The organism is Clostridium sp. AF32-12BH (assembly GCF_003477935.1).
Classification (GTDB): domain Bacteria; phylum Bacillota; class Clostridia; order Lachnospirales; family Lachnospiraceae; genus Brotaphodocola.
The window spans coordinates 32578-52823 of record NZ_QUEH01000012.1; the positions used below are offsets into that span (position 1 = coordinate 32578).

15 protein-coding genes, 4 tRNA genes, 2 other RNA genes and 1 pseudogene are annotated in these 20246 nt (G+C 47.0%); 21 read left to right on the forward strand and 1 reads right to left on the reverse strand.

Translation table 11 applies throughout. From position 1 onward, the window contains the following. Positions 1-180: 180 nt before the first annotated feature. The 10 genes and pseudogenes from DWZ40_RS12600 to rplT all read left to right on the forward strand — a co-directional run bounded on the left by DWZ40_RS12600 (position 181) and on the right by rplT (position 10002). Complete coding sequence (locus DWZ40_RS12600; RefSeq protein WP_118543368.1) at positions 181-1221, forward strand: branched-chain amino acid aminotransferase; 1041 nt, start codon at positions 181-183, stop codon at positions 1219-1221. Between the two features lie 187 nt (positions 1222-1408). Further along, positions 1409-1748, forward strand: a transfer-messenger RNA (tmRNA) gene (gene ssrA, locus DWZ40_RS12605). Positions 1749-1852: 104 nt separating this feature from the next. After that, positions 1853-2848: a DUF5688 family protein gene (locus DWZ40_RS12610; protein WP_118543369.1), complete on the forward strand. Its 996-nt coding sequence runs from the start codon at positions 1853-1855 to the stop codon at positions 2846-2848. Between the two features lie 288 nt (positions 2849-3136). Continuing rightward, positions 3137-3736: pseudogene (locus DWZ40_RS12615) on the forward strand (DNA/RNA non-specific endonuclease); the annotation flags it as partial. A 243-nt stretch (positions 3737-3979) separates the two neighbouring features. Further along, positions 3980-5599: a hypothetical protein gene (locus DWZ40_RS12620; RefSeq protein ID WP_118543371.1), complete on the forward strand. Its 1620-nt coding sequence runs from the start codon at positions 3980-3982 to the stop codon at positions 5597-5599. Positions 5600-6090: 491 nt separating this feature from the next. Beyond that, positions 6091-8028, forward strand: coding sequence for a threonine--tRNA ligase (gene thrS / locus DWZ40_RS12625; RefSeq protein ID WP_118543372.1), 1938 nt, complete (start codon positions 6091-6093; stop codon positions 8026-8028). 157 nt (positions 8029-8185) lie between these two features. Next, a complete protein-coding gene (locus tag DWZ40_RS12630; protein WP_118543373.1) occupies positions 8186-8500 on the forward strand; it encodes a DUF1540 domain-containing protein in 315 nt (104 codons plus the stop codon). A 386-nt stretch (positions 8501-8886) separates the two neighbouring features. Further along, the gene (infC, locus tag DWZ40_RS12635) at positions 8887-9381 is read left to right on the forward strand and encodes a translation initiation factor IF-3 (protein WP_118543374.1); all 495 of its coding nucleotides are present in this window, start codon (positions 8887-8889) and stop codon (positions 9379-9381) included. Positions 9382-9414: 33 nt separating this feature from the next. Next, complete coding sequence (gene rpmI, locus DWZ40_RS12640; RefSeq protein WP_118543375.1) at positions 9415-9612, forward strand: 50S ribosomal protein L35; 198 nt, start codon at positions 9415-9417, stop codon at positions 9610-9612. A 33-nt stretch (positions 9613-9645) separates the two neighbouring features. Next, positions 9646-10002, forward strand: coding sequence for a 50S ribosomal protein L20 (gene rplT, locus DWZ40_RS12645; protein WP_118529968.1), 357 nt, complete (start codon positions 9646-9648; stop codon positions 10000-10002). A gap of 62 nt (positions 10003-10064) precedes the next feature. Here the strand turns inward: rplT and DWZ40_RS12650 are convergent, their stop codons facing one another. Further along, positions 10065-11537: a sensor domain-containing diguanylate cyclase gene (locus DWZ40_RS12650; protein ID WP_182431735.1), complete on the reverse strand. Its 1473-nt coding sequence runs from the start codon at positions 11535-11537 to the stop codon at positions 10065-10067. Positions 11538-11757: 220 nt separating this feature from the next. Between DWZ40_RS12650 and DWZ40_RS12655 the strand changes: the two genes are divergently transcribed. The 11 genes from DWZ40_RS12655 to rnpB all read left to right on the forward strand — a co-directional run bounded on the left by DWZ40_RS12655 (position 11758) and on the right by rnpB (position 20179). Then, positions 11758-11841: transfer RNA gene (locus DWZ40_RS12655), tRNA-Leu, on the forward strand. Positions 11842-11871: 30 nt separating this feature from the next. Then, positions 11872-11944: transfer RNA gene (locus tag DWZ40_RS12660), tRNA-Asn, on the forward strand. Between the two features lie 4 nt (positions 11945-11948). Beyond that, positions 11949-12032, forward strand: a tRNA-Leu gene (locus tag DWZ40_RS12665). A gap of 238 nt (positions 12033-12270) precedes the next feature. Continuing rightward, positions 12271-12354: transfer RNA gene (locus DWZ40_RS12670), tRNA-Leu, on the forward strand. Between the two features lie 127 nt (positions 12355-12481). Next, positions 12482-13492 (forward strand): deoxyguanosinetriphosphate triphosphohydrolase, encoded by a 1011-nt coding sequence (locus DWZ40_RS12675; RefSeq protein WP_118543377.1) that lies wholly within the window; start codon positions 12482-12484, stop codon positions 13490-13492. A 15-nt stretch (positions 13493-13507) separates the two neighbouring features. Then, positions 13508-15283: a DNA primase gene (gene dnaG, locus DWZ40_RS12680; RefSeq protein WP_118543378.1), complete on the forward strand. Its 1776-nt coding sequence runs from the start codon at positions 13508-13510 to the stop codon at positions 15281-15283. 62 nt (positions 15284-15345) lie between these two features. After that, positions 15346-16464: an RNA polymerase sigma factor RpoD gene (rpoD, locus tag DWZ40_RS12685; protein WP_118543379.1), complete on the forward strand. Its 1119-nt coding sequence runs from the start codon at positions 15346-15348 to the stop codon at positions 16462-16464. A 62-nt stretch (positions 16465-16526) separates the two neighbouring features. Further along, positions 16527-17234, forward strand: a complete 708-nt coding sequence (locus DWZ40_RS12690; RefSeq protein WP_118543380.1) for a class I SAM-dependent methyltransferase — start codon at positions 16527-16529, stop codon at positions 17232-17234. After that, positions 17212-18009, forward strand: coding sequence for a Nif3-like dinuclear metal center hexameric protein (locus tag DWZ40_RS12695; protein ID WP_118543381.1), 798 nt, complete (start codon positions 17212-17214; stop codon positions 18007-18009). The genes DWZ40_RS12690 and DWZ40_RS12695 overlap by 23 nt, the downstream gene beginning before the upstream one ends. 69 nt (positions 18010-18078) lie before the next feature. Beyond that, on the forward strand, positions 18079-19734 hold the full coding sequence (locus DWZ40_RS12700; RefSeq protein ID WP_118543382.1) for a nucleoside kinase: 1656 nt from the start codon (positions 18079-18081) through the stop codon (positions 19732-19734). 98 nt (positions 19735-19832) lie between these two features. Continuing rightward, positions 19833-20179: RNase P RNA component class A (gene rnpB / locus DWZ40_RS12705), an RNA gene on the forward strand. Positions 20180-20246: the final 67 nt, after the last annotated feature.

Here is a 20246-nt window from a genome sequence, read left to right on the forward strand (position 1 = left end):
ATATAAGTAATAGTCATATCTAATATGAAGCACATGTATAGTCAAATTGAAAATCAACCATTGATTTTCAGAACAGTCAGGGCTATAATGTTCATTAATCAATCGATTACAAATCTTCCCGCGGATGACAAAACGGCAAAAGCAACAGGATACCGCATCAGGGTCCATGGGAAACCAGAGATGGAGGATAAGACAATGGAAAAGAAAAATCTTGACTGGGGCAATATCGGATTCAGTTATGTAACCACTGATTACCGTTATGTGTCAAACTATAAAGACGGAAAGTGGGATGAAGGAACCCTGACTGAGGATCCAAACGTCGTGATCAACGAGTGCGCAGGCATCCTGCAGTACTGCCAGGAGTGCTTCGAGGGCTTAAAAGCATACACCACCGAGGATGGCAGCATCGTAACCTTCCGCCCGGACTTAAACGCAGAGCGTATGATGGACTCCTGCGCAAGACTGGAGATGCCGCAGTTCCCGAAGGAGCGTTTCATGGATGCACTCGATAAAGTCGTAAAGGCAAACGAGGCATGGGTACCGCCGTATGGCAGCGGAGCAACCCTTTACATCCGCCCGTACATGTTTGCATCAGGTCCGGTTATCGGTGTAAAACCGTCTAACGAGTATCAGTTCCGTATTCTGGTAACTCCGGTAGGTCCGTACTTCAAGGGCGGCGCAAAGCCGATCACCATCTGTGTCAGTGACTTCGACCGTGCTGCACCTCACGGAACCGGTCATGTAAAAGCTGGTTTAAACTATGCAATGAGCTTACATGCACATGAGGTTGCACATGACAACGGATTCGACGAGAACATGTTCCTGGATCCGGCAACCAGAACTTATGTAGAGGAGACTGGCGGTGCAAACTTCTTATTTGTAACCAAAGACGGTGAGCTTGTAACTCCGAAGTCTGATTCCATTCTGCCGTCTATTACCAGACGTTCCCTGGTTTATGTAGCAGAGCACTATCTTGGCATGAAGGTAACCCAGCGCCCGGTAAAACTGTCCGAACTTGGCGATTTCGCAGAGTGCGGTCTGTGCGGTACCGCAGCTGTTATCTCCCCGGTAGGCAAGGTGGTAGACCACGGCAAAGAGATCTGCTTCCCGAGCGGCATGGAGAAGATGGGACCGGTTACCCAGAAGCTGTATGATACCTTAACCGGCATCCAGATGGGCAAGATCGAAGCTCCGGAAGGATGGATCCACAAGATCAAATAAGAAAATCAGGCAAGAAACATTTGATTTTTAAACCAGAAGTTGAAAATTTAGACACCCGGATCTCGTTGACAAAAACGGATCCGGGTGTTACAATATCACATACTTGCAGCGGCGGTTTCACTTCTTTGCGATGCGCCTGCAGCAGGTATTTGTTATGTATCACCGCTGAGTCACGGTGAGCCAGTAAGGGGTTGTACTGGTTTCGACGGGGGTCATGCAGCTGGTGAAGCTATCCGCATGCGGTGCGTCAAACGGCAAAATTAAAATTAAACGCTGAAGATAATTTAGCATACGCAGCCTAATGGCTGCTGTCAGCCTTAGTGCACTCACACATTAAGAGTCTGGCATCGACTATGTGAGAAACGACATGCATTAAGCTTTGCGTGCATGGGCGTATCATGAAGCTACTGAAACTGCGAGGGTGTCTGTTTTCGCGCGGCAGAGGGAATATCAAATAACAGACTATGATAGTAGAAGAACAGGGAATTGATTTTCGGACAGGGGTTCGATTCCCCTCAGCTCCACGCTAAAAGCCGCGTATTTACGCGGCTTTTTTTATCAAAAGAAACAGTGGAAAAAAGAACGTGAGTTCTGCATAATGAAATATAGAAAACGAAAAGGAGAAGACGGTATGAACTATGAGGAATTTAAAACAGAGTTTATGAAGCGGCTTACGGAAAAGATGGCAGGCATGGAAAACATCTGGAAGTTTAAGCTGTTTGAAGATGGGGCGGTTTCTGAAAATCCAGAGGAAGGTGCTTTTATCCGGGCAACGAATGATAAATACAGCCAGACAGAGAGCGATACGCTGATTGGAGATTTTCTGCGGATCGCGCCGGTAGATAAAACGGAGGGCGGCGAAGCCAGATTTGAGATGAAGTACCTTTACGAGAGCTTTCAGGAAGCAGGATGGGACTTCATCTGGAAAATTGTGGAGGCGAATATGCGCTGCGCGAAAAACATCGACATCAAAGACATCAGCAGTGTGATCGATCAGTATGACCAGATCAAAGGCAGGCTGATTTTGCGCCCGCTGAATTATACAGACAACAAGTATGCATTGAAACACTGCATATACAGACAGGTTGGAGATATGGCGCTGGTTTTATATCTGCTGCTCTCAGACAGCAGTGAGTTTGGCCTCACAACGACGAAGATCCAAAAAGAAATTGCAGAAAAATGGGAAAAGAGTACCGAAGAACTCATGGAGACGGCACTGATCAATACCAACATTCGTTCCGTGCCAAGAATGTACAACAGTCCGGCAGAGTCTGCAAATCCGAAGTATCAGACCGGTGCGTACATGTCGGTAGGAGCAAAAAGCAGACTTGCAGCCGGGATGAACAGCAGCATATTTACGACATATCCGAGTGTGAATGGCGCGATCAGTTTCTGGTATCCGGGCGTACAGAAGAAACTGGCTGAGATGGCTGGCGGGGATTATTATGTTGCATTTACGGGAATCCATGAGTTTCATATTCATCCGGTGGGCAGTACGACCCCGCGGGAAATCCTGGAACGGATCAAGCAGATGAACCGCTACATGAACAAGAAAGAAGAAATTCTGAGCAGAAAGGTCTATCGTTATCAGGCCGAAACGGGAGAATTAAAAGAACTGGAATTGTAAGGAAGTAATATGGGCAGAAAAAAGAATGTTTATAATCAGGCAAAACGAGGAGTGAAGCGTTATCAAAAGGCAAAACAGGGGAAAAAGGGCAGAGCAGCAGTGCTTGCAGCTGTGGCGATCATTCTCGCGGCGATCGGTGTCAGCCAGAAAGACATTGGGCGGCTGGAACAGGCAGCAGAACGGGTTCTTGATGCATATGAGACGACTGCGGAAACATCTGTGCAGGGACAGGGAAATTCTGCACCGGGACAGCAGACGTATGATGTGGAAAATCCTTCCGGTGTTCAGATTGGTGCTGGCGTAGAAGTTTATGTGGACCTGGCGGCTATCCCGCCTTATTCCGGTGATCCTTATGCGGTTGTGAATGGAAACGTTCCATACTTTACCGAATCGGATCTGACGAGCGAATCATTTGAGTATTACAGCGACTTAGATGAGCTGGGACGCTGCGGTACTGCCTATTCCAGCGTAGGAACCGATCTGATGCCGACGGAAAAACGCGGTTCCATCAGTAAGGTGAAGCCCACAGGCTGGCAGACTTCGGAATATGAGTTTGTCGATGGAAAACATCTCTACAACCGCTGCCACCTGATCGGATACCAGCTGACGGCGGAGAATGCGAATGAGAAAAATCTGATCACCGGTACGCGTTACCTGAATGTAGATGGTATGCTGCCATTTGAAAACCTGGTGGCAGACTATGTAAAGGAAACAGAAAACCATGTGCTGTACCGTGTGACTCCGGTGTTTGAGGAAAATAATCTGGTAGCATCCGGTGTACTGATGGAAGCGGAATCGGTAGAAGATAAAGGGACAGGAGTCGCGTACTGCGTTTACGTTTATAATGTGCAGCCGGGTGTTGTGATTGATTATGCAACGGGCGAAAATCATGCGGCAGAATAATGTTTTTGTTAACCAGAAAATTACTGCCTGGGAGCAGGAATAATTTCTGCCTGTATACAGTGACCTTGCATATTCAATACTGCTTCGTTGACGGATGCGCTGCAACTATGTTACAATGTAACCTGGTTTTTGCGCAGGAACGACGAAAAACGTTACGCAAAATAAAAATGTGACTGTGGAGCTACGCAGCAGTTGCGAAGAAATACAAATGGCGGGGTTACATTACATATGAGAAAGAATAGTCTGGTCCGTATGCTTGGAATGAACATGACCGCGCTTGCGGCAGCGGCGGCAATGACGGTATCTGGGATAGAGAGTGAGGCGTCATCCTCTTATTTAAAAGCGGCAACGTATGTGTCAGATGCCTGGGTGAGCAATTTCTGGAATTCGGAAAGTGATCACATGGAGGAGGAACTGGCGCAGATCGCGGCAGATGGGTTTAACAGCATTGTGCTGGTGGTTCCGTGGCGCGAATTCCAGCCTGGCGTGCTTCCAATCTCTTATAACCGTTATGCGTTCCAGAAACTGGACAGGGTAATGTCGGCTGCGCAGGCAAAAGGACTTATGGTGGAACTGAGAATTGGTTATGTCTGGGACTACTATTCAGACGATGTGGCGACGACACGCTATAAAGAACTGTTGAAGGATTCTTCCACCCGTGCTGCCTGGCTCGCATACGCAAAGCAGATTTACCGGACGGCATCGGCGCATTCCAACTTCCATGGAGGTTTTATCACCTGGGAGGATTTCTGGAATTATGTGGAAGATGCAGCAAATCTGGGAAAGGGCGCAAACAGCAGAACAGCAGCAAAGGACTGTGGATATCAGGTATGGCTGAAAAAACATTACTCTTTAAAGCAGGTGAATGAGTATTATCAGCCGGCAGAAAGCTTTACCAAATTTGATGATGTCTACATTCCGTCCAGAACCAGTTATGCTTATAAACTGTTTTACGAATTTTACGATGATTTTTTAAATGATCTTCTGGAAGATACGCAGAAAGTATTTCCAAATCTTTCCATGGAGGTCCGACTTGATGTTGACCCGGTCGATGCAGCCGATGAAAATGGACAGGTCGGAGCAGCCCACTATGGGACATTTGCCTGCAAAAATGCAGATCATACGGCTTTGATGTACAGTGTTTCCATGGGACAAAGTTTCGGAGCTGTGATTTCTGCACAGGAAGCAATCCGGACCATGAATGAGCAGCTTTCCATCGTACGTTCCAATAATGGAGGCAAGCCGGTATTCATTGACCAGCTTCTCTATATGGATGCGACGGAAGGGTTCGAGCAGAATGCCAGACTGGCAGAAAGTCATCGCGGGGCATATCTTACCGGGCTTCCAGATACGCTGCGTACCTACACGAACGGATATGCGATCTGGACTTACCGGAATTATACCAATAATCCGGTTTACAATCATCAGTTTGCGCTTGGTACCCGTGGCTGGGAAGTGACCGGAGGTTCCGTGAAAGAACGAAATGACAGTAATCAGCTCTTTTTGCAGAAAGGTGGCAGGCTGTCACAGAAGGTTGGGCACCGGATCGGTGGGCGTTCTACCCACGATGGTCATGTGCGTTTTACGGCGGACAGCGACGAGCCGGTGACACTGACGGTAAAGCTTGGTTCCATGAGTCAGACGGTAGAAGTAAATGGACCAAACCAGTATGATCTGAACCTTGGACGCAAAGGCTTCTATGACGTAACCTTTGAAACGGACGGAGATGTATATCTGGACAATATTCATGTATATAATTTTGTGCAGGATGGTCAGTTATATGATGTGGATGGAAATCCGCTCAGCTGTCTTGGTGCTATGCGGATGCTGAATGCGAGCATGCACTAAGTCAGACTCTGCCAGTTTTGAAAGAAATTTTCAGGCACCTTTCCAAATAGTTTGGAATGATTTTAGCAAAATTTTTATGCTTGACATATTTTCCGACCGTGCTATAATCAGTGACAGATATGAGAAAAGTTTCATATTTACGAACACGTTGATGAGAAGAGTACTTCGGCAGGATCATGCAGAGAGAGGTGCATCTGGTGCGAGCATCTTATGAGAAAACCGGTAGGAAAACCAGCTCGGAGTGGTCCTTAATCGGATCCGGTGATTCCGTTACCATCAGAATGAAGCGGCTGTGTGAATTTACATTCAGGCAGCAAACAGGGTGGAACCGCGATAAATGAATTGTCGTCCCTTGTCCGGTGTGGAAACACATCAGGCAGGGGACTTTTTTATTTCCGTATGCAAAATTTGTTTGTGGAGGTTTTGCATCGCTTACCAAAACTTATCGTCCCTTGTATCATAAGAAAGAAAAATACCAGGAGGAAAAAAGCATGATCATCACATTAAAAGATGGAAGCAAAAAAGAGTATGCGCAGGCTATGTCCATTATCGATATTGCCCGTGACATCAGCGAAGGACTGGCACGTGTTGCATGTGCCGGCGAGGTAAACGGCGAGACCGAAGATCTGCGTACCGTTATCGACAAGGACTGCGAGCTGAATATCCTGACTGCAAAGGATGAAGCAGGACTTGCAGCACTTCGTCACACCGCAAGCCATGTTATGGCCCAGGCGATCAAGAGACTGTATCCGAGCGCAAAGCTGGCAATCGGTCCGTCTATCGCAGATGGTTTTTACTACGACATCGATTTTGAGACCCCGATCACTGCAGAAGATCTCGAAAAGATCGAAGCTGAGATGAAAAAGATCATCAAAGAGGCACTTCCGCTGGAGCGTTTCACTCTTCCGAGAGAAGAGGCACTGGCGCTCATGAAAGAGAAAGAGGAGCCGTACAAAGTTGAACTGATCGAGGATCTTCCGGAAGGCGAAGAGATCAGCTTCTACAAGCAGGGGGAGTTTACCGATCTTTGCGCAGGCCCGCACTTGATGAATACCAAAGAGGTTGGAAAGGCTTACAAACTGACCAGCATTGCCGGTGCATACTGGAGAGGCAATGAGCATAACAAGATGCTGACCCGTATCTATGCAACTGCATTCGCAAAGAAAGAAGAGCTGGAAGCATACTTAACCATGATCGAGGAAGCAAAGAAGCGTGATCACAGAAAACTGGGCAAAGAGCTTGGTCTGTTCATGATGCACGAGGCTGGTCCTGGCTTCCCGTTCTTCTTACCGAAGGGCATGGTATTAAAGAACACCCTGTTAGAGTACTGGAGAGAGATCCATAAGAAGGCTGGTTATGTAGAAATTTCCACCCCGGTTATCTTAAACAGAAGCCTGTGGGAGACCTCGGGTCACTGGGATCATTATAAGGATAACATGTATACCACAGTCATCGATGACCAGGATTATGCGATCAAGCCGATGAACTGCCCGGGCGGCGTTCTGGTTTATGCATCTGAGCCGCGCTCTTACCGTGACCTTCCGCTCCGTATGGGCGAGCTTGGACTGGTTCACCGTCATGAGAAATCTGGCCAGCTTCACGGTCTGATGCGTGTACGCTGCTTTACGCAGGACGATGCACACATCTTTATGACTCCGGAGCAGATCAAGGACGAGATCAAAGGTGTTGCACAGCTGATCGACAGCGTATATAAACTGTTCGGTTTCAAATATCATGTAGAGCTTTCTACTCGTCCGGAAGACAGCATGGGAAGTGACGAAGATTGGGAGATGGCTACCGATGGTCTGAGAAATGCTCTGGATGAGATGGGCCTGGATTATGTGGTAAATGAAGGTGACGGCGCATTCTACGGCCCGAAGATCGACTTCCACCTGGTAGATGCGATCGGAAGAACCTGGCAGTGCGGTACCATCCAGCTTGACTTCCAGCTTCCGCAGCGCTTTGAGCTGGAGTACATTGGTGCAGACGGCGAGAAACATCGTCCGATCATGATCCACCGTGTAGCATTCGGTTCTATCGAGCGTTTCATCGGTATCCTGATCGAGCATTTCGCAGGTGCATTCCCGACCTGGCTGGCTCCGGTACAGGTAAAGGTACTGCCGATCTCTGATAAGTACATGGATTATGCAGAGAAGGTAAAGGCTGCCCTGGATGCTGCTGATATCCGCACCGAGGTAGATACCCGTTCCGAGAAGATTGGCTACAAGATCCGCGAAGCACAGAAAAACAAGATTCCGTACATGCTGGTCGTAGGCCAGAAGGAAGAGGAAGAGGGCGTTGTATCTGTCCGCAGCCGTTTCAAAGGCGATGAGGGACAGAAGTCCTTAGAGAGCTTCATTGAAGACATCAAAAAGGAAATTGCTTCCAGAGAAGTACGTGCTGTGGAAGTAAAACCAGAGCAGAAATAATACCGGAACAAAAATAATGACGGTACAATGCTAGTGCAGAAATAAAAAATACGTTGTTGTTTGCGTGATGTGTGAGCAGCAACGTATTTTTTTAATGAAAAAGTCCATACTAGTCCTGTGGAATTATTTAAAATAAGAAACAGGAGGTATGGGTTCCATGACGAAATTAGAGTGCAACGTAACAAACTGTCTTCACAATGCAGATAACTGCTGCTGTAAGCAGGCTATCATGGTAGATGGCCATGATGCAAAAGAAAAAGAGCAGACCTGCTGCGGAAGCTTCGACGAAAACAAAGGTGGTCTCTTTAAAAATGTCTTTAAGACACCAGAAAGCCGCCTGGAGGTTTCCTGCGAGGCAGTGCAGTGCATTTACAATGAAAATCACCGCTGCGCAGCCGAGCATATCGGCATTGCGGGAGACGGCGCAAGCAGGGCGGAGCAGACACTCTGCACGACGTTTGAAAAAAATTAAATGTGTCCTGTAGAGGTAAAATGAATCGCAAAAAATCAAAAAAGCAGAAATAAAAGCAGAGACAAAACCTCGAAAATGATTTCTGGAAAATTTCTGGAAAAAGTTTTCTGGAAAAAATGAAAAATCCCCGGAAAAATCGCTTGACTTTTCCGGGGATTCATAGTATAGTAATGAAAGTTGTGAGAACAACACAGGAAAGTAGGTATCCACCTCACCTCGGCACGAGCAAGTGACCCTGGTTTATAGCAAAGAATGCGTATATGCGGCGGCAACGACGTCCTATGCGATGCTTTTGAGGGTGGGTAGAATATTCTATCTACTTTTTTTATGCAGAAAAACAAACATGCAGAATTCTATGATGGGGGTGCACGACTATTAGCGAGTTAATGATTAACGAACAGATCAGAGACAAAGAAGTTCGATTGATTGGTGCGGACGGCGAGCAGCTGGGAATCATGTCTGCGAAAGAAGCCTTCAAACTGGCTCAGGACGCAGAACTGGATCTTGTAAAAATTGCTCCGACGGCGAAGCCACCGGTTTGTAAGATTATCGATTACGGTAAATATCGTTACGAACTGGCAAGAAAAGAGAAAGAAGCTAGAAAAAAACAGAAGGTAATCGAGGTTAAGGAAGTGCGGTTGTCTCCGAACATTGACACCAACGACTTAAACACAAAAACGGGCGCAGCACGGAAATTCCTGGAAAAGGGAGACAAAGTCAAAGTTACCTTACGTTTCCGTGGTCGTGAGATGGCACATATGTCCAAGTCTAAGTATATCCTGGACGATTTTGCTGAGAGCTTAAAAGATATTGCAACCATCGACAAACCTTCCAAAGTGGAAGGAAGAAGCATGGTTATGTTTTTGACTGCCAAGAAGTAAAAGCAAAGAGAAAGAATTAAGGAGGAAGTTATAATGCCTAAATTAAAAACAAGCAGAGCAGCTGCAAAACGTTTCAAAAAGACCGGTACCGGTAAGCTGGTAAGAAATAAAGCATACAAATCTCACATCTTAACTAAGAAGTCTACCAAGAGAAAGAGAAACCTTAGAAAAGATATCGTTACCGATTCCACCAACGCAAAGGTAATGAAGAAGATTTTACCATATCTGTAATAGACTGATTAGATTAAGAAGGAGGAAAAACCGATGGCAAGAATTAAAGGCGGTATGAACGCAAAGAAGAAACACAATAGAGTGCTGAAAATGGCTAAAGGCTACAGAGGAGCACGTTCTAAACAGTATAGAGTAGCAAAGCAGTCTGTAATGAGAGCTCTGACCAGCTCCTACGCAGGCCGTAAGCAGAGAAAGAGACAGTTCCGTCAGCTGTGGATCGCTCGTATCAACGCAGCAGCACGTATCAATGGTCTGTCCTACAGCAAGTTCATGTATGGCTTAAAGCTGGCTGGTGTTGAGATGAACCGTAAAGTTCTGTCTGACATGGCTATCAACGATGCTGAGGGCTTCGCAAAACTGGCTGAGCTTGCAAAAGCTAAATTAGCTTAATAGGCTTTATAAAAGAACATAAAAAGAGGATCGGCATTTGCCGGTCCTCTTTTTGCTGTTTGTTATGCTTTTTCATATACGGTGTAGTTATTGCGTCCGCCGCGCTTGGTCTGGTAAAGCGCTTTGTCTGCGTTGCGGTACAGATTGTCAAAACGGATTCCCTGTTCCGGGCTGAAAGCAACACCAACGCTGAATGTGATGGACTGGTTGTCCATTTCCGGTTGTTTGATGGAACGAATCTGATTCAGCATGGTTTCTACCCGGTTTAACGCAATGTCTTTGTTGCCGATATTTTTCATGAGAATGACAAATTCATCTCCGCCGATCCGTCCGATGATATCGTCATCCCGAAACTGGTTTTTCAAAAATGCACCTACGCGCTGGAGAATCAGATCTCCGACGGCGTGTCCCCAGGTATCGTTTACATCTTTGAATTTATCGATATCCAGGATCAGGAAAGCGTGCAGGGTGTCTGGGCGGCATGTTCGCAGAAAAGCATCTATGACAGGCTGCGTATGTTCTTTATTATATACAGCGGTTAAACCATCAATCTGTGCGGAATGAACCAGTTCTTTCCGGTCCCTGGTGTGGATCACGGCGATACGCCAGATCAGCAAAAGAACCAGAACCATAAAATAACCATTTAATGCCAGTTCGTAATCGTGGACAAACATATAACTCTCATTCGCAACCGATACGGGAATGATGTAACACATCATCCAGTTGTTTAAGTGGAGTGGTGTGTAGGCAATGTAGCGGCTGGAATCTGGATCTTCCGGCTGGATCAGTTTCAGCACACCATCGGACTGGGTTTGGAAAGCATCACGGATTTCCTGAAGAGAATTGTTGCTGCGGAAATTCCATTTGTCAAAAAATTCAAAAAAGTTATCGGTGTAACTGATTTTCTGCGTGTCGGAATTGCCGTCCAGCGTGATGATATTTCCATCCTCGTCGATAATGATACAAAATCCTTTGCTCCCAAACAGGTCATCAAACATCAGGTGGTTGAGTGCGGTAACATTGTAAGAAGCCCCAAGAAGTCCGATGACGGAATCATTGTGCAGGACCGGAACTCCGAGAATGACTCTGGTCTCGTGGTCGACACTGCTTTGTACTGGATCGCTCAGAATGCGCTGACCGGTAATGCCTTCCTTGAAATAATCGCGGTGGGAAACGTCTTTTACGTCTCCATTTTCATAATGAGAAGTGCCGTCTGGTTCGATCAGAGCGACGTGGTTGATGGAAGTGGTGGACTTGATGGCGGAAAGCATATCCTGGTTTTTCTGGGAGAGAAGAACACCATCTTTTCCAATCTGTGCGGCAACTCCATCCAGAAACTGGTAGTTGACGTCCAGAATATCTTCAAAATGTACGCTCTGCCTGGAAACGTTCATCATCAGTTTTGACTGGGCGAGTGATTCTACTGCACGTTGGGAAACAGCAGAAAATACAACAATACCAAATGCGGTTGCGATAATGAAGGCGACAATGCTGGAGAGGTATCCCTGAAGGGGTGTTTCGATTTTCTTTTTCATGTAAGTCACCTCGGTATGTGTCATTTGTTTTTCTTCATTATACTAATATTTTCTCGGAAAATCCACAAATAAATGGGCTGAAAATGACAAAAAGCGGTGCATAAATGCTAATAAAAATGAATCCGTGGAATTTGGGGGGAGATTGGCAAAAGAAATTGGAAAAGAAAATGTAAAAAGTACTTGTCAGATCCAGGAAACTGTGGTATAGTATTAAACGTTCGCGGGAGTGCTGGAATTGGCAGACAGGCTAGACTAAGGATCTAGTGGCAGTTATGTCGTGTGGGTTCAAGTCCCATCTCCCGCAGTATCTTCTGAAAAGAAGATGCGGGAACATTCCTCGATAGCTCAGTCGGTAGAGCACGCGGCTGTTAACCGCGCTGTCGTAGGTTCAAGTCCTACTCGGGGAGTTTTGCAGAAGTGGCGGAATTGGCAGACGCGCACGGTTCAGGTCCGTGTGGTAGCAATACCTTGTGGGTTCGACTCCCATCTTCTGCATCAGAGGCGAAGAACTGTTTGTTCTTCGCTTTTTTGATTTCATGGAACATTACGTTCTGCAGCATAGGTGTCTTCCTACATTCTGTTTGGAAAGCAGAAGCGTAAATTCACATAGTTCCACATGTTTTCATGGAAACATAAATTTTTATAAAAATTAAAAAATCAGTTGACAAATCATCATGGGTTGGATATAATATACGTGTTGATTCGGTAAAACACTTTACCGGGTCGATGGTTCGCAGAAGTGGCGGAATTGGCAGACGCGCACGGTTCAGGTCCGTGTGGTAGCAATACCTTGTGGGTTCGACTCCCATCTTCTGCATGAGCAGAGCGAAGAACAATCAGTTCTTCGCTCTTTTTGCATACCCTGGAACGGAAAATAGTATGAAAATTTCGGAAATTATGATATACTTATTATAATTATGAGTCCGGAAAGGGGGAATTGGTTTATGAATATACGAGAGATGAGAGAAGCCTGGGAAGCGGATTATTTAAGTCCTTATGCGTCATTAAGCCAAAACACGCAGGGACGTGACCGCGAAGAACAACCATGTGACATTCGCACGGCATATCAGCGGGATCGCGACCGTATTCTTCATTGTAAGTCTTTTCGCAGATTAAAACATAAAACCCAGGTATTTCTGGCTCCAGAAGGAGACCATTACCGGACACGCCTGACGCACACACTGGAAGTTGCGCAGATTGCAAGGACTATTTCCCGTGCGCTCCGGCTGAATGAAGATCTGACAGAGGCTATTGCACTGGGGCACGATCTTGGTCATACACCATTTGGTCATTCCGGGGAACGCATCCTGAATGAACTTTGTCCTTATGGATTTTCCCATTATCTTCAGAGTGTGCGTGTGGTCGAAGTACTGGAAAAAGACGGTAAGGGTCTCAATCTTACGAAAGAGGTCCGGGATGGAATCAAAAATCACAGGACCAGTGGCCATCCTTCCACACTGGAGGGATGCGTTGTGCGGCTTTCCGATAAAATCGCGTATATCAACCACGATATTGATGATGCGATCCGGGCAAAAATCTTCACGGAAGATCAGCTTCCGGCGCAATATACCGACGTTCTTGGACATAGCGTAAGGGAACGTCTGGATTTACTGATTCACGATATTATCGGGCAGAGTATGGACCGGTCGGAAATCCGGATGTCGCCTCATATCGAGGAAGCCATGCAGGGACTGCGCGGTTGGATGTTTGAAAATGTTTATGAGAATAAAGTTCCGAAAGCAGAAGAGGGAAGAGCACAGCAGCTTTTGGTATTTTTATACCAGTATTATCTGGAGCATACGGCAGAACTCCCAGAAGAATATCTGTTCATGATCTGGGAACGGAAGGAACCCAAAGAACGCGTGGTATGTGATTATATTGCTGGTATGAGCGACAGCTATTCCATCGATAAATTTGAAGAACTGTTCATTCCAAAATCCTGGAAGGTGCATTAAAGAAAGGAGAGGCTTATGTATTATCCGGAAGATGTCGTAGAAGAAGTGCGGACGAGGAATGACATTGTAGATGTGATTTCTGGATATGTAAAACTACAGAAGAAAGGTTCCAACTATTTCGGCCTTTGCCCGTTTCATAATGAAAAATCCCCTTCCTTTTCGGTGTCGCCGCAGAAGCAGATGTATTATTGCTTTGGCTGTGGTGCCGGCGGAAACGTGATCACCTTTGTTATGGAATATGAAAATTATTCGTTTCCGGAAGCTTTAAAGGTACTGGCAGACCGGGCTGGCATTCATCTGCCGGAGGTGGAGTACTCGAAAGAAGAACGGGCAAAAGCAGATAAACGTTCCACGCTTTTGGAAATCAATAAGCTTGCAGCCAATTATTTTTACTATCAGCTGCATCAGCCCCAGGGAAAGATCGGGTACGATTATTTCCGGAAGCGGGAATTGTCTGACGACACGATCCGGCATTTTGGGCTTGGATTTGCCAATAAGACGAGCAATGATCTGTATCAGTACCTGCGCTCAAAAGGCTATACCGATGAAATTCTGCGTGACAGTGGTCTGGTCACGATGGAGGAGCGCGGCACATATGATAAATTCTGGAATCGTGTTATGTTCCCGATCATGGATGTCAATAACCGCGTGATCGGATTTGGCGGACGCGTGATGGGAGACGGGACTCCGAAATATTTAAACTCACCGGAGACCATGATCTTTGATAAAAGCCGGAATCTGTACGGGTTAAATTATGCCCGTACCAGCCGGGAAAAGTATATACTGGCCTGCGAGGGCTATATGGATGTCATTGCCATGCACCAGGCGGGCTTTACCAATGCGGTAGCGTCGCTTGGCACGGCTTTTACGACCCAGCATGCGGTGCTGCTCAAACGTTATACGGACACGGTGATCCTGACGTACGACAGTGATGGGGCGGGGGTAAAAGCAGCACTCCGCGCAATCCCGATCTTAAAAGAGGTCGGCATCTCCACAAAAGTGCTGAATTTAAAACCTTATAAGGATCCGGATGAATTTATCAAAAATCTTGGGGCAGATGCATTCCGGGAGCGGATTGCCAATGCGCAGAACAGTTTCCTGTATGAAATCGATGTTATGAAGCGGGAATATGATCTGGAAGATCCGGAACAAAAGACCCGTTTTTACAATGCGGTTGCGAGAAAGCTTCTGGAATTTGGGGAGGCACTGGAACGGGATAATTACACCAGGGCTGTTGCGCAGGCGCAGTTTATTCCTTATGAAGATCTGCGCAGGCTGGTGAACCGGCTTGGAAACCAGCTTGGTTCGGTTCCACTGCAAAAATGGGAAGAAGACAGAACAGACCCGCGTGAGCGGAAAAAGAAAAAAGAAAAGGACGACGGCATTCGTAGGTCGCAGCGCCTTCTTTTGACCTGGCTGATCGAACGGCCGCAGCTTTTTGAGAAGATTGCCGGCATCATTGATGCGGATGATTTTCGGGAGCCATTATATCATGAAGTTGCACAGATGGTTTTTGATGGTCATAAAGAAGGGAACTTAAACCCGGCCGGGATCCTGAATCGATTTATCAACGATGAAGAACAATACAAACAGGTGGCGGCGTTGTTCAACGCAAGCCTGAATGATTCCTTAAATAATGAAGAACAGCGAAAAGCATTTTCTGAAACAGTGCTGAAAGTGAAGAAAAACAGCCTGGATGAGGCAAGCCGGAGCGCAACCGACATTGCGGCGCTCCAACAGATCATCCGGCAGCAGGCGGCGCTGAAAACGCTTCAGATATCCATTGACTAGTGAAAGGACCGGATGGGCAATTCCTTTTCCGGTGATCTGCATTTGAGAAAGGGCGGATAGATATGGAAGAACGTACACAGACATTTGATGAGAAACTGGGACTGTTGTTAGAAGAGGCAAAAAAGAAGAAAAATGTGCTGGAAAACCGGGAAATCCTGGATTTTTTCAAAGGCGAGATCCTGGATCCGGAAAAACTGGACCGCATTTATGATTTTCTGGACAAACATAACGTAGATGTCCTTCGTACAGAGGAAGAAGATGATATGGAACCGGATCTGTTTCTGGACGAGGACTCTGAAGAGGAAGAAGAAGCGGAACTGGATAAAATCGATCTTTCTGTACCGGAAGGAGTCGGGGTGGAAGATCCGGTCCGGATGTATTTAAAGGAAATTGGAAAAATTCCGCTTTTGACCACGGATCAGGAAATTGAGCTGGCAAAACGCATGGAACTTGGCGATCAGCAGGCAAAAAAACGTCTTGCTGAGGCAAACTTAAGGCTGGTGGTCAGCATTGCCAAAAAGTATGTAGGAAGAGGCATGCAGTTTCTTGATCTGATCCAGGAAGGCAATCTCGGTCTCATCAAAGCTGTGGAAAAATTCGATTACCGCAAAGGATATAAATTTTCGACTTATGCTACCTGGTGGATCCGGCAGGCAATTACGCGTGCGATCGCGGATCAGTCCCGCACAATCCGGATCCCGGTACACATGGTAGAGACGATCAACCGTCTGATCCGTACGTCCAGACAACTGGTGCAGGAACTTGGCAGGGAGCCAACGGCTGAGGAAATTGCAGCCAAAATGGAAATTCCGGTAGAACGGGTACGGGAAATCCGGAAAATATCCCAGGATCCGGTGTCGTTAGAAACGCCGATCGGCGAGGAAGAAGACAGCCATCTTGGCGATTTTATTCAGGATGACCATGTGGCAGTTCCGGCGGAAGAAGCGACATTCACCCTTCTTCATGAACAGTTAATGGAAGCTTTGGGTACGCTGACAGACCGGGAACAGCAGGTGCTGCGTCTTCGGTTCGGGTTAGAGGATGGAAAACCGAGAACGCTGGAAGAGGTTGGGAAGCAGTTTCATGTGACAAGAGAGCGAATCCGCCAGATTGAAGCAAAAGCGCTTCGGAAACTGCGTCATCCAAGCCGCAGCAAGAAATTGAAAGATTATCTTGACTAAACAATATAGAAAAGGAAGGTAACTGGGCGAACAAAAACAGTTACAAAAGGAACAGAGATAAGATGAAATTATCAGACCGGTTAGAACGGATCGCTGCACAGGCAGCGGAGGTTACAGAAGGATATGTGGCAGATGTTGGGACGGATCATGGATTCGTCCCGATTCGCCTGATCGAAAGCGGAAAAGTAAAGCATGTGATCGCCATGGATGTGCGAAAGGGACCTCTTGCCAGAGCCCGTGAGCATGTCCGGGAGTTTGGCATGGAAGACCAGATCGAAACGAGGCTCAGTGACGGCTTAAAGGAATTAAAGCCGGGAGAGGCAGACACGGTGATCATTGCGGGAATGGGAGGCGAGCTGATGCTGCGCATCCTCCGCGATGGTGCGCATATGCATGCAAGTGTAAAGCATTATGTGCTTTCCCCGCAGTCAGAACTTTCTGCATTCCGTCATGGGCTGGAGCAGTTGGAATTTGCAATCCAGAAGGAACAGATGCTGGTGGAAGACGGTAAGTATTATGTGATCATGCATGTCAGTCCTGGAACGATGCATTATGAACATGCACATGAGTATCGTTATGGTGCGGATCTGATCCGGAAAAAAGATCCGGTTCTGCAGGAATTTCTGGAACGGGAACTGACGCAGGGAGAAGAACTTTTTGTGCATTTGTCCCAGGCAAAAACAGAAGGAGCAAAAAAACGCGCGGAAAGTCTGAAAAACGAATTGATGGAGACAAAGGAGGCATATCATGCTCTGCAGGGAATTGATTGAAAAACTGGAAGAACTGGCTCCGAAAAGTCTGGCCTGTGAGTGGGATAATTCGGGTTTTCTGGTCGGACGAGGAGAAAAAGAGATAACGAAGGTTCTGGTTGCGCTGGATGCGACAGACCGGGTCGTGGAACAGGCAGTTAGGGAGAAAGCAGACTTTCTGCTCACGCATCATCCGTTACTTTTCCGTGCAATAAAACAGGTAACGGATGCGGATTTTATCAGTCGGCGGATCGTAACATTACTGCAGGCAGATATTTCTTATTTTGCCATGCACACAAATTTTGATGCGGCACCAGGCTGCATGGCCGATCTGGCGGCGAAGCGTCTGCAGATTCAAAATGGGGAACCGTTAGAGGTGACCGGAGAAGTGCAGGGCGTTTCTGCAGGCATCGGAAAAACTGGGATTTTACCAGAAACCTGCTCGCTGGAGCAATTGGCAGAGACGGTGAAAGAAGTGTTTGGTCTGCCCTTTGCATTGGTTTATGGAAGTGATACGGCAAACAAACCGGTAAGTCGTGTGGCGATCTCTCCAGGCGCAGGCGGCAGTATGATCCGTTACGCACTGGAAAAGCATGCGGAAGTGTTGATTACGGGCGATATCGGGCACCATGACGCAATCGATGCAGCGGCGCAGGGACTGGCCATTATCGATGCCGGACATTATGGTCTGGAACACATTTTCATTCCATTTATGGCAGAGTATATCAGACAGGTTTCTGACGGTACGATCGAAGTAATCCAGGCAGAACCGGACTTTCCGGCAAAGGTAATCTGATACGAAACGGACTTTTCCCGGAGTTACGGATTTGAAAAGGAATCCGATCGGAAAGAAAGGAGAACGTTTATGCTTCATGTGTGGGTGTTAGGGCAGGAAAAGCAGTATCGCGAAGATACACTTTTAAAAGATGTAGCAAAAGAAGTGCAGGATCATTTTCGGCATGAAATTTTACTGGCAACGGTAGATGGAAAACTGCAGGAACTTCACAAAAAGGTAAAAGAAGGAAGCCGGATTGAGTTTTTGACTGCTGCGGATAAACCGGGCATCCAGACTTACCGGCGCAGTGTTCTGCTGATTTTGTTAAAGGCATTCTACGAAGTCGTTGGGGCAGAGCATATCAAAAAAGTTTCCGTGGAATACGCGATTGCCAATGGTTTATTTATTGAATCAGAAGGAACGTTTGAAAAAAATCAGGAGCTGGTTGATCGCATCAAAGAAAAAATGCAGGAGTATGTTGCGGCTGAAATTCCGATCATGAAGCGGAATGTGACGACGGATGAGGCTATTGAAGTTTTTCACCGTCACCGGATGTATGAGAAAGAACGTCTCTTCCATTACCGCAGGGTTTCCAGGGTAAACTTATACAGCATTGGCGGGTTCGAGGATTATTATTACGGATACATGGTACAAAATACCGGATATCTGAAATATTTTGATCTGATCCTTTACCGGGATGGCATGATGCTGCTTTTGCCGGAACAACATAATCCGGAACAGGTAGCAAAATTCCATGACAGGGAAAAGCTGTTTGAGGTACTGAATGAAACGGAAAGCTGGGGCAGGCAGCTGGAGGTGCCGACCGTTGGAGCGCTGGATGATGTGATCTGTCATGGCAGAATCAGCGAACTGATCCTGATGCAGGAGGCGCTGATGGAAAAGAAAATCGGTGATATTGCAGAACAGATCGCCAGCAGGCCGGACAAGAAAATTGTGATGATCGCAGGACCATCTTCTTCCGGAAAGACGACCTTTTCCCACCGGCTTTCCATTCAGTTAAAGGCGAAGGGCTTAAAACCACATCCGATCGCGGTAGACAATTATTTTGTAAACCGGGTCGACAGTCCGCGGGATGAAAATGGCAATTATAATTATGAGGCACTGGAATGTCTGGACGTGGCGCTGTTCAATCAGAACATGACCGATCTTCTGGCGGGTAAGACCGTGGAAATGCCGGAATATAACTTCATCAAAGGTGTGCGGGAATACCATGGCGATTATCTGACACTGGGCGCGGATGATGTGCTGGTCATTGAGGGAATTCACTGTCTGAATGAGAAACTTTCTTATGCATTGCCGCGAAAGAATAAGTTTAAGATTTATATCAGTGCACTGACGCAGTTAAATATCGATGAGCATAATCGTATTCCGACTACGGATGGACGCCTGATCCGCCGGATCGTGCGCGATGCGCGTACCAGAGGTTCCTCCGCCCAGGATACGATACGGATGTGGCCGTCCGTCCGCCGCGGAGAGGAAGAGAATATTTTTCCGTATCAGGAAGAGGCAGACGTAATGTTCAATTCGGCCCTTGTTTATGAACTGGCTGTCTTAAAACAGTATGCGGAGCCGGTTCTGTTTTCCGTACCGCGTGACAGCGCAGAGTATGTGGAAGCAAAACGGTTGTTAAAATTCCTGGATTACTTCCTTGGTGTCAGCAGTGAGGAAATTCCGCATAATTCCCTGATCCGGGAGTTTATCGGCGGATCCTGTTTTAAAGTCTGAACACGGACAGTTTGTGTGTGATGTGTCCGACGTGGTGGTGGAGTTGCTTGAAAGTCTAAGTTGACAGCACCCCGGAATCGTGGTAGAATTGGGAGCATTGAGTAAGACAAATGGTCGCTGCCGCAGAAACGAAAGGCTGCGGGAGAGGAAAGTCCGGGCTTCACAGGGCAGGGTGCCAGATAACGTCTGGCGGAGGTGACTCCAGGGACAGTGCAACAGAAATATACCGCCGGCTTTGCCGGTAAGGGTGGAAGGGCAGTGTAAGAGACTACCGCCCGTCTGGTAACAGACGGGGCACATGTAAACCCCACTCGAAGCAAGACCGAACAGAAAGCATAAGGCGGCCCGTCTGCTTTCGGGTAGGTTGCTTGAACCAGGTGGTGACATCTGGTCTAGATAGATGACCATTCAACGACATAACCCGGCTTATCGTCTTGCTCATAACCTGATCTTACGAGGGTGGCGCTTCTTAGTGCCCCCTCTTTTTGTATATGTGGAGAGATCGCTTTGCT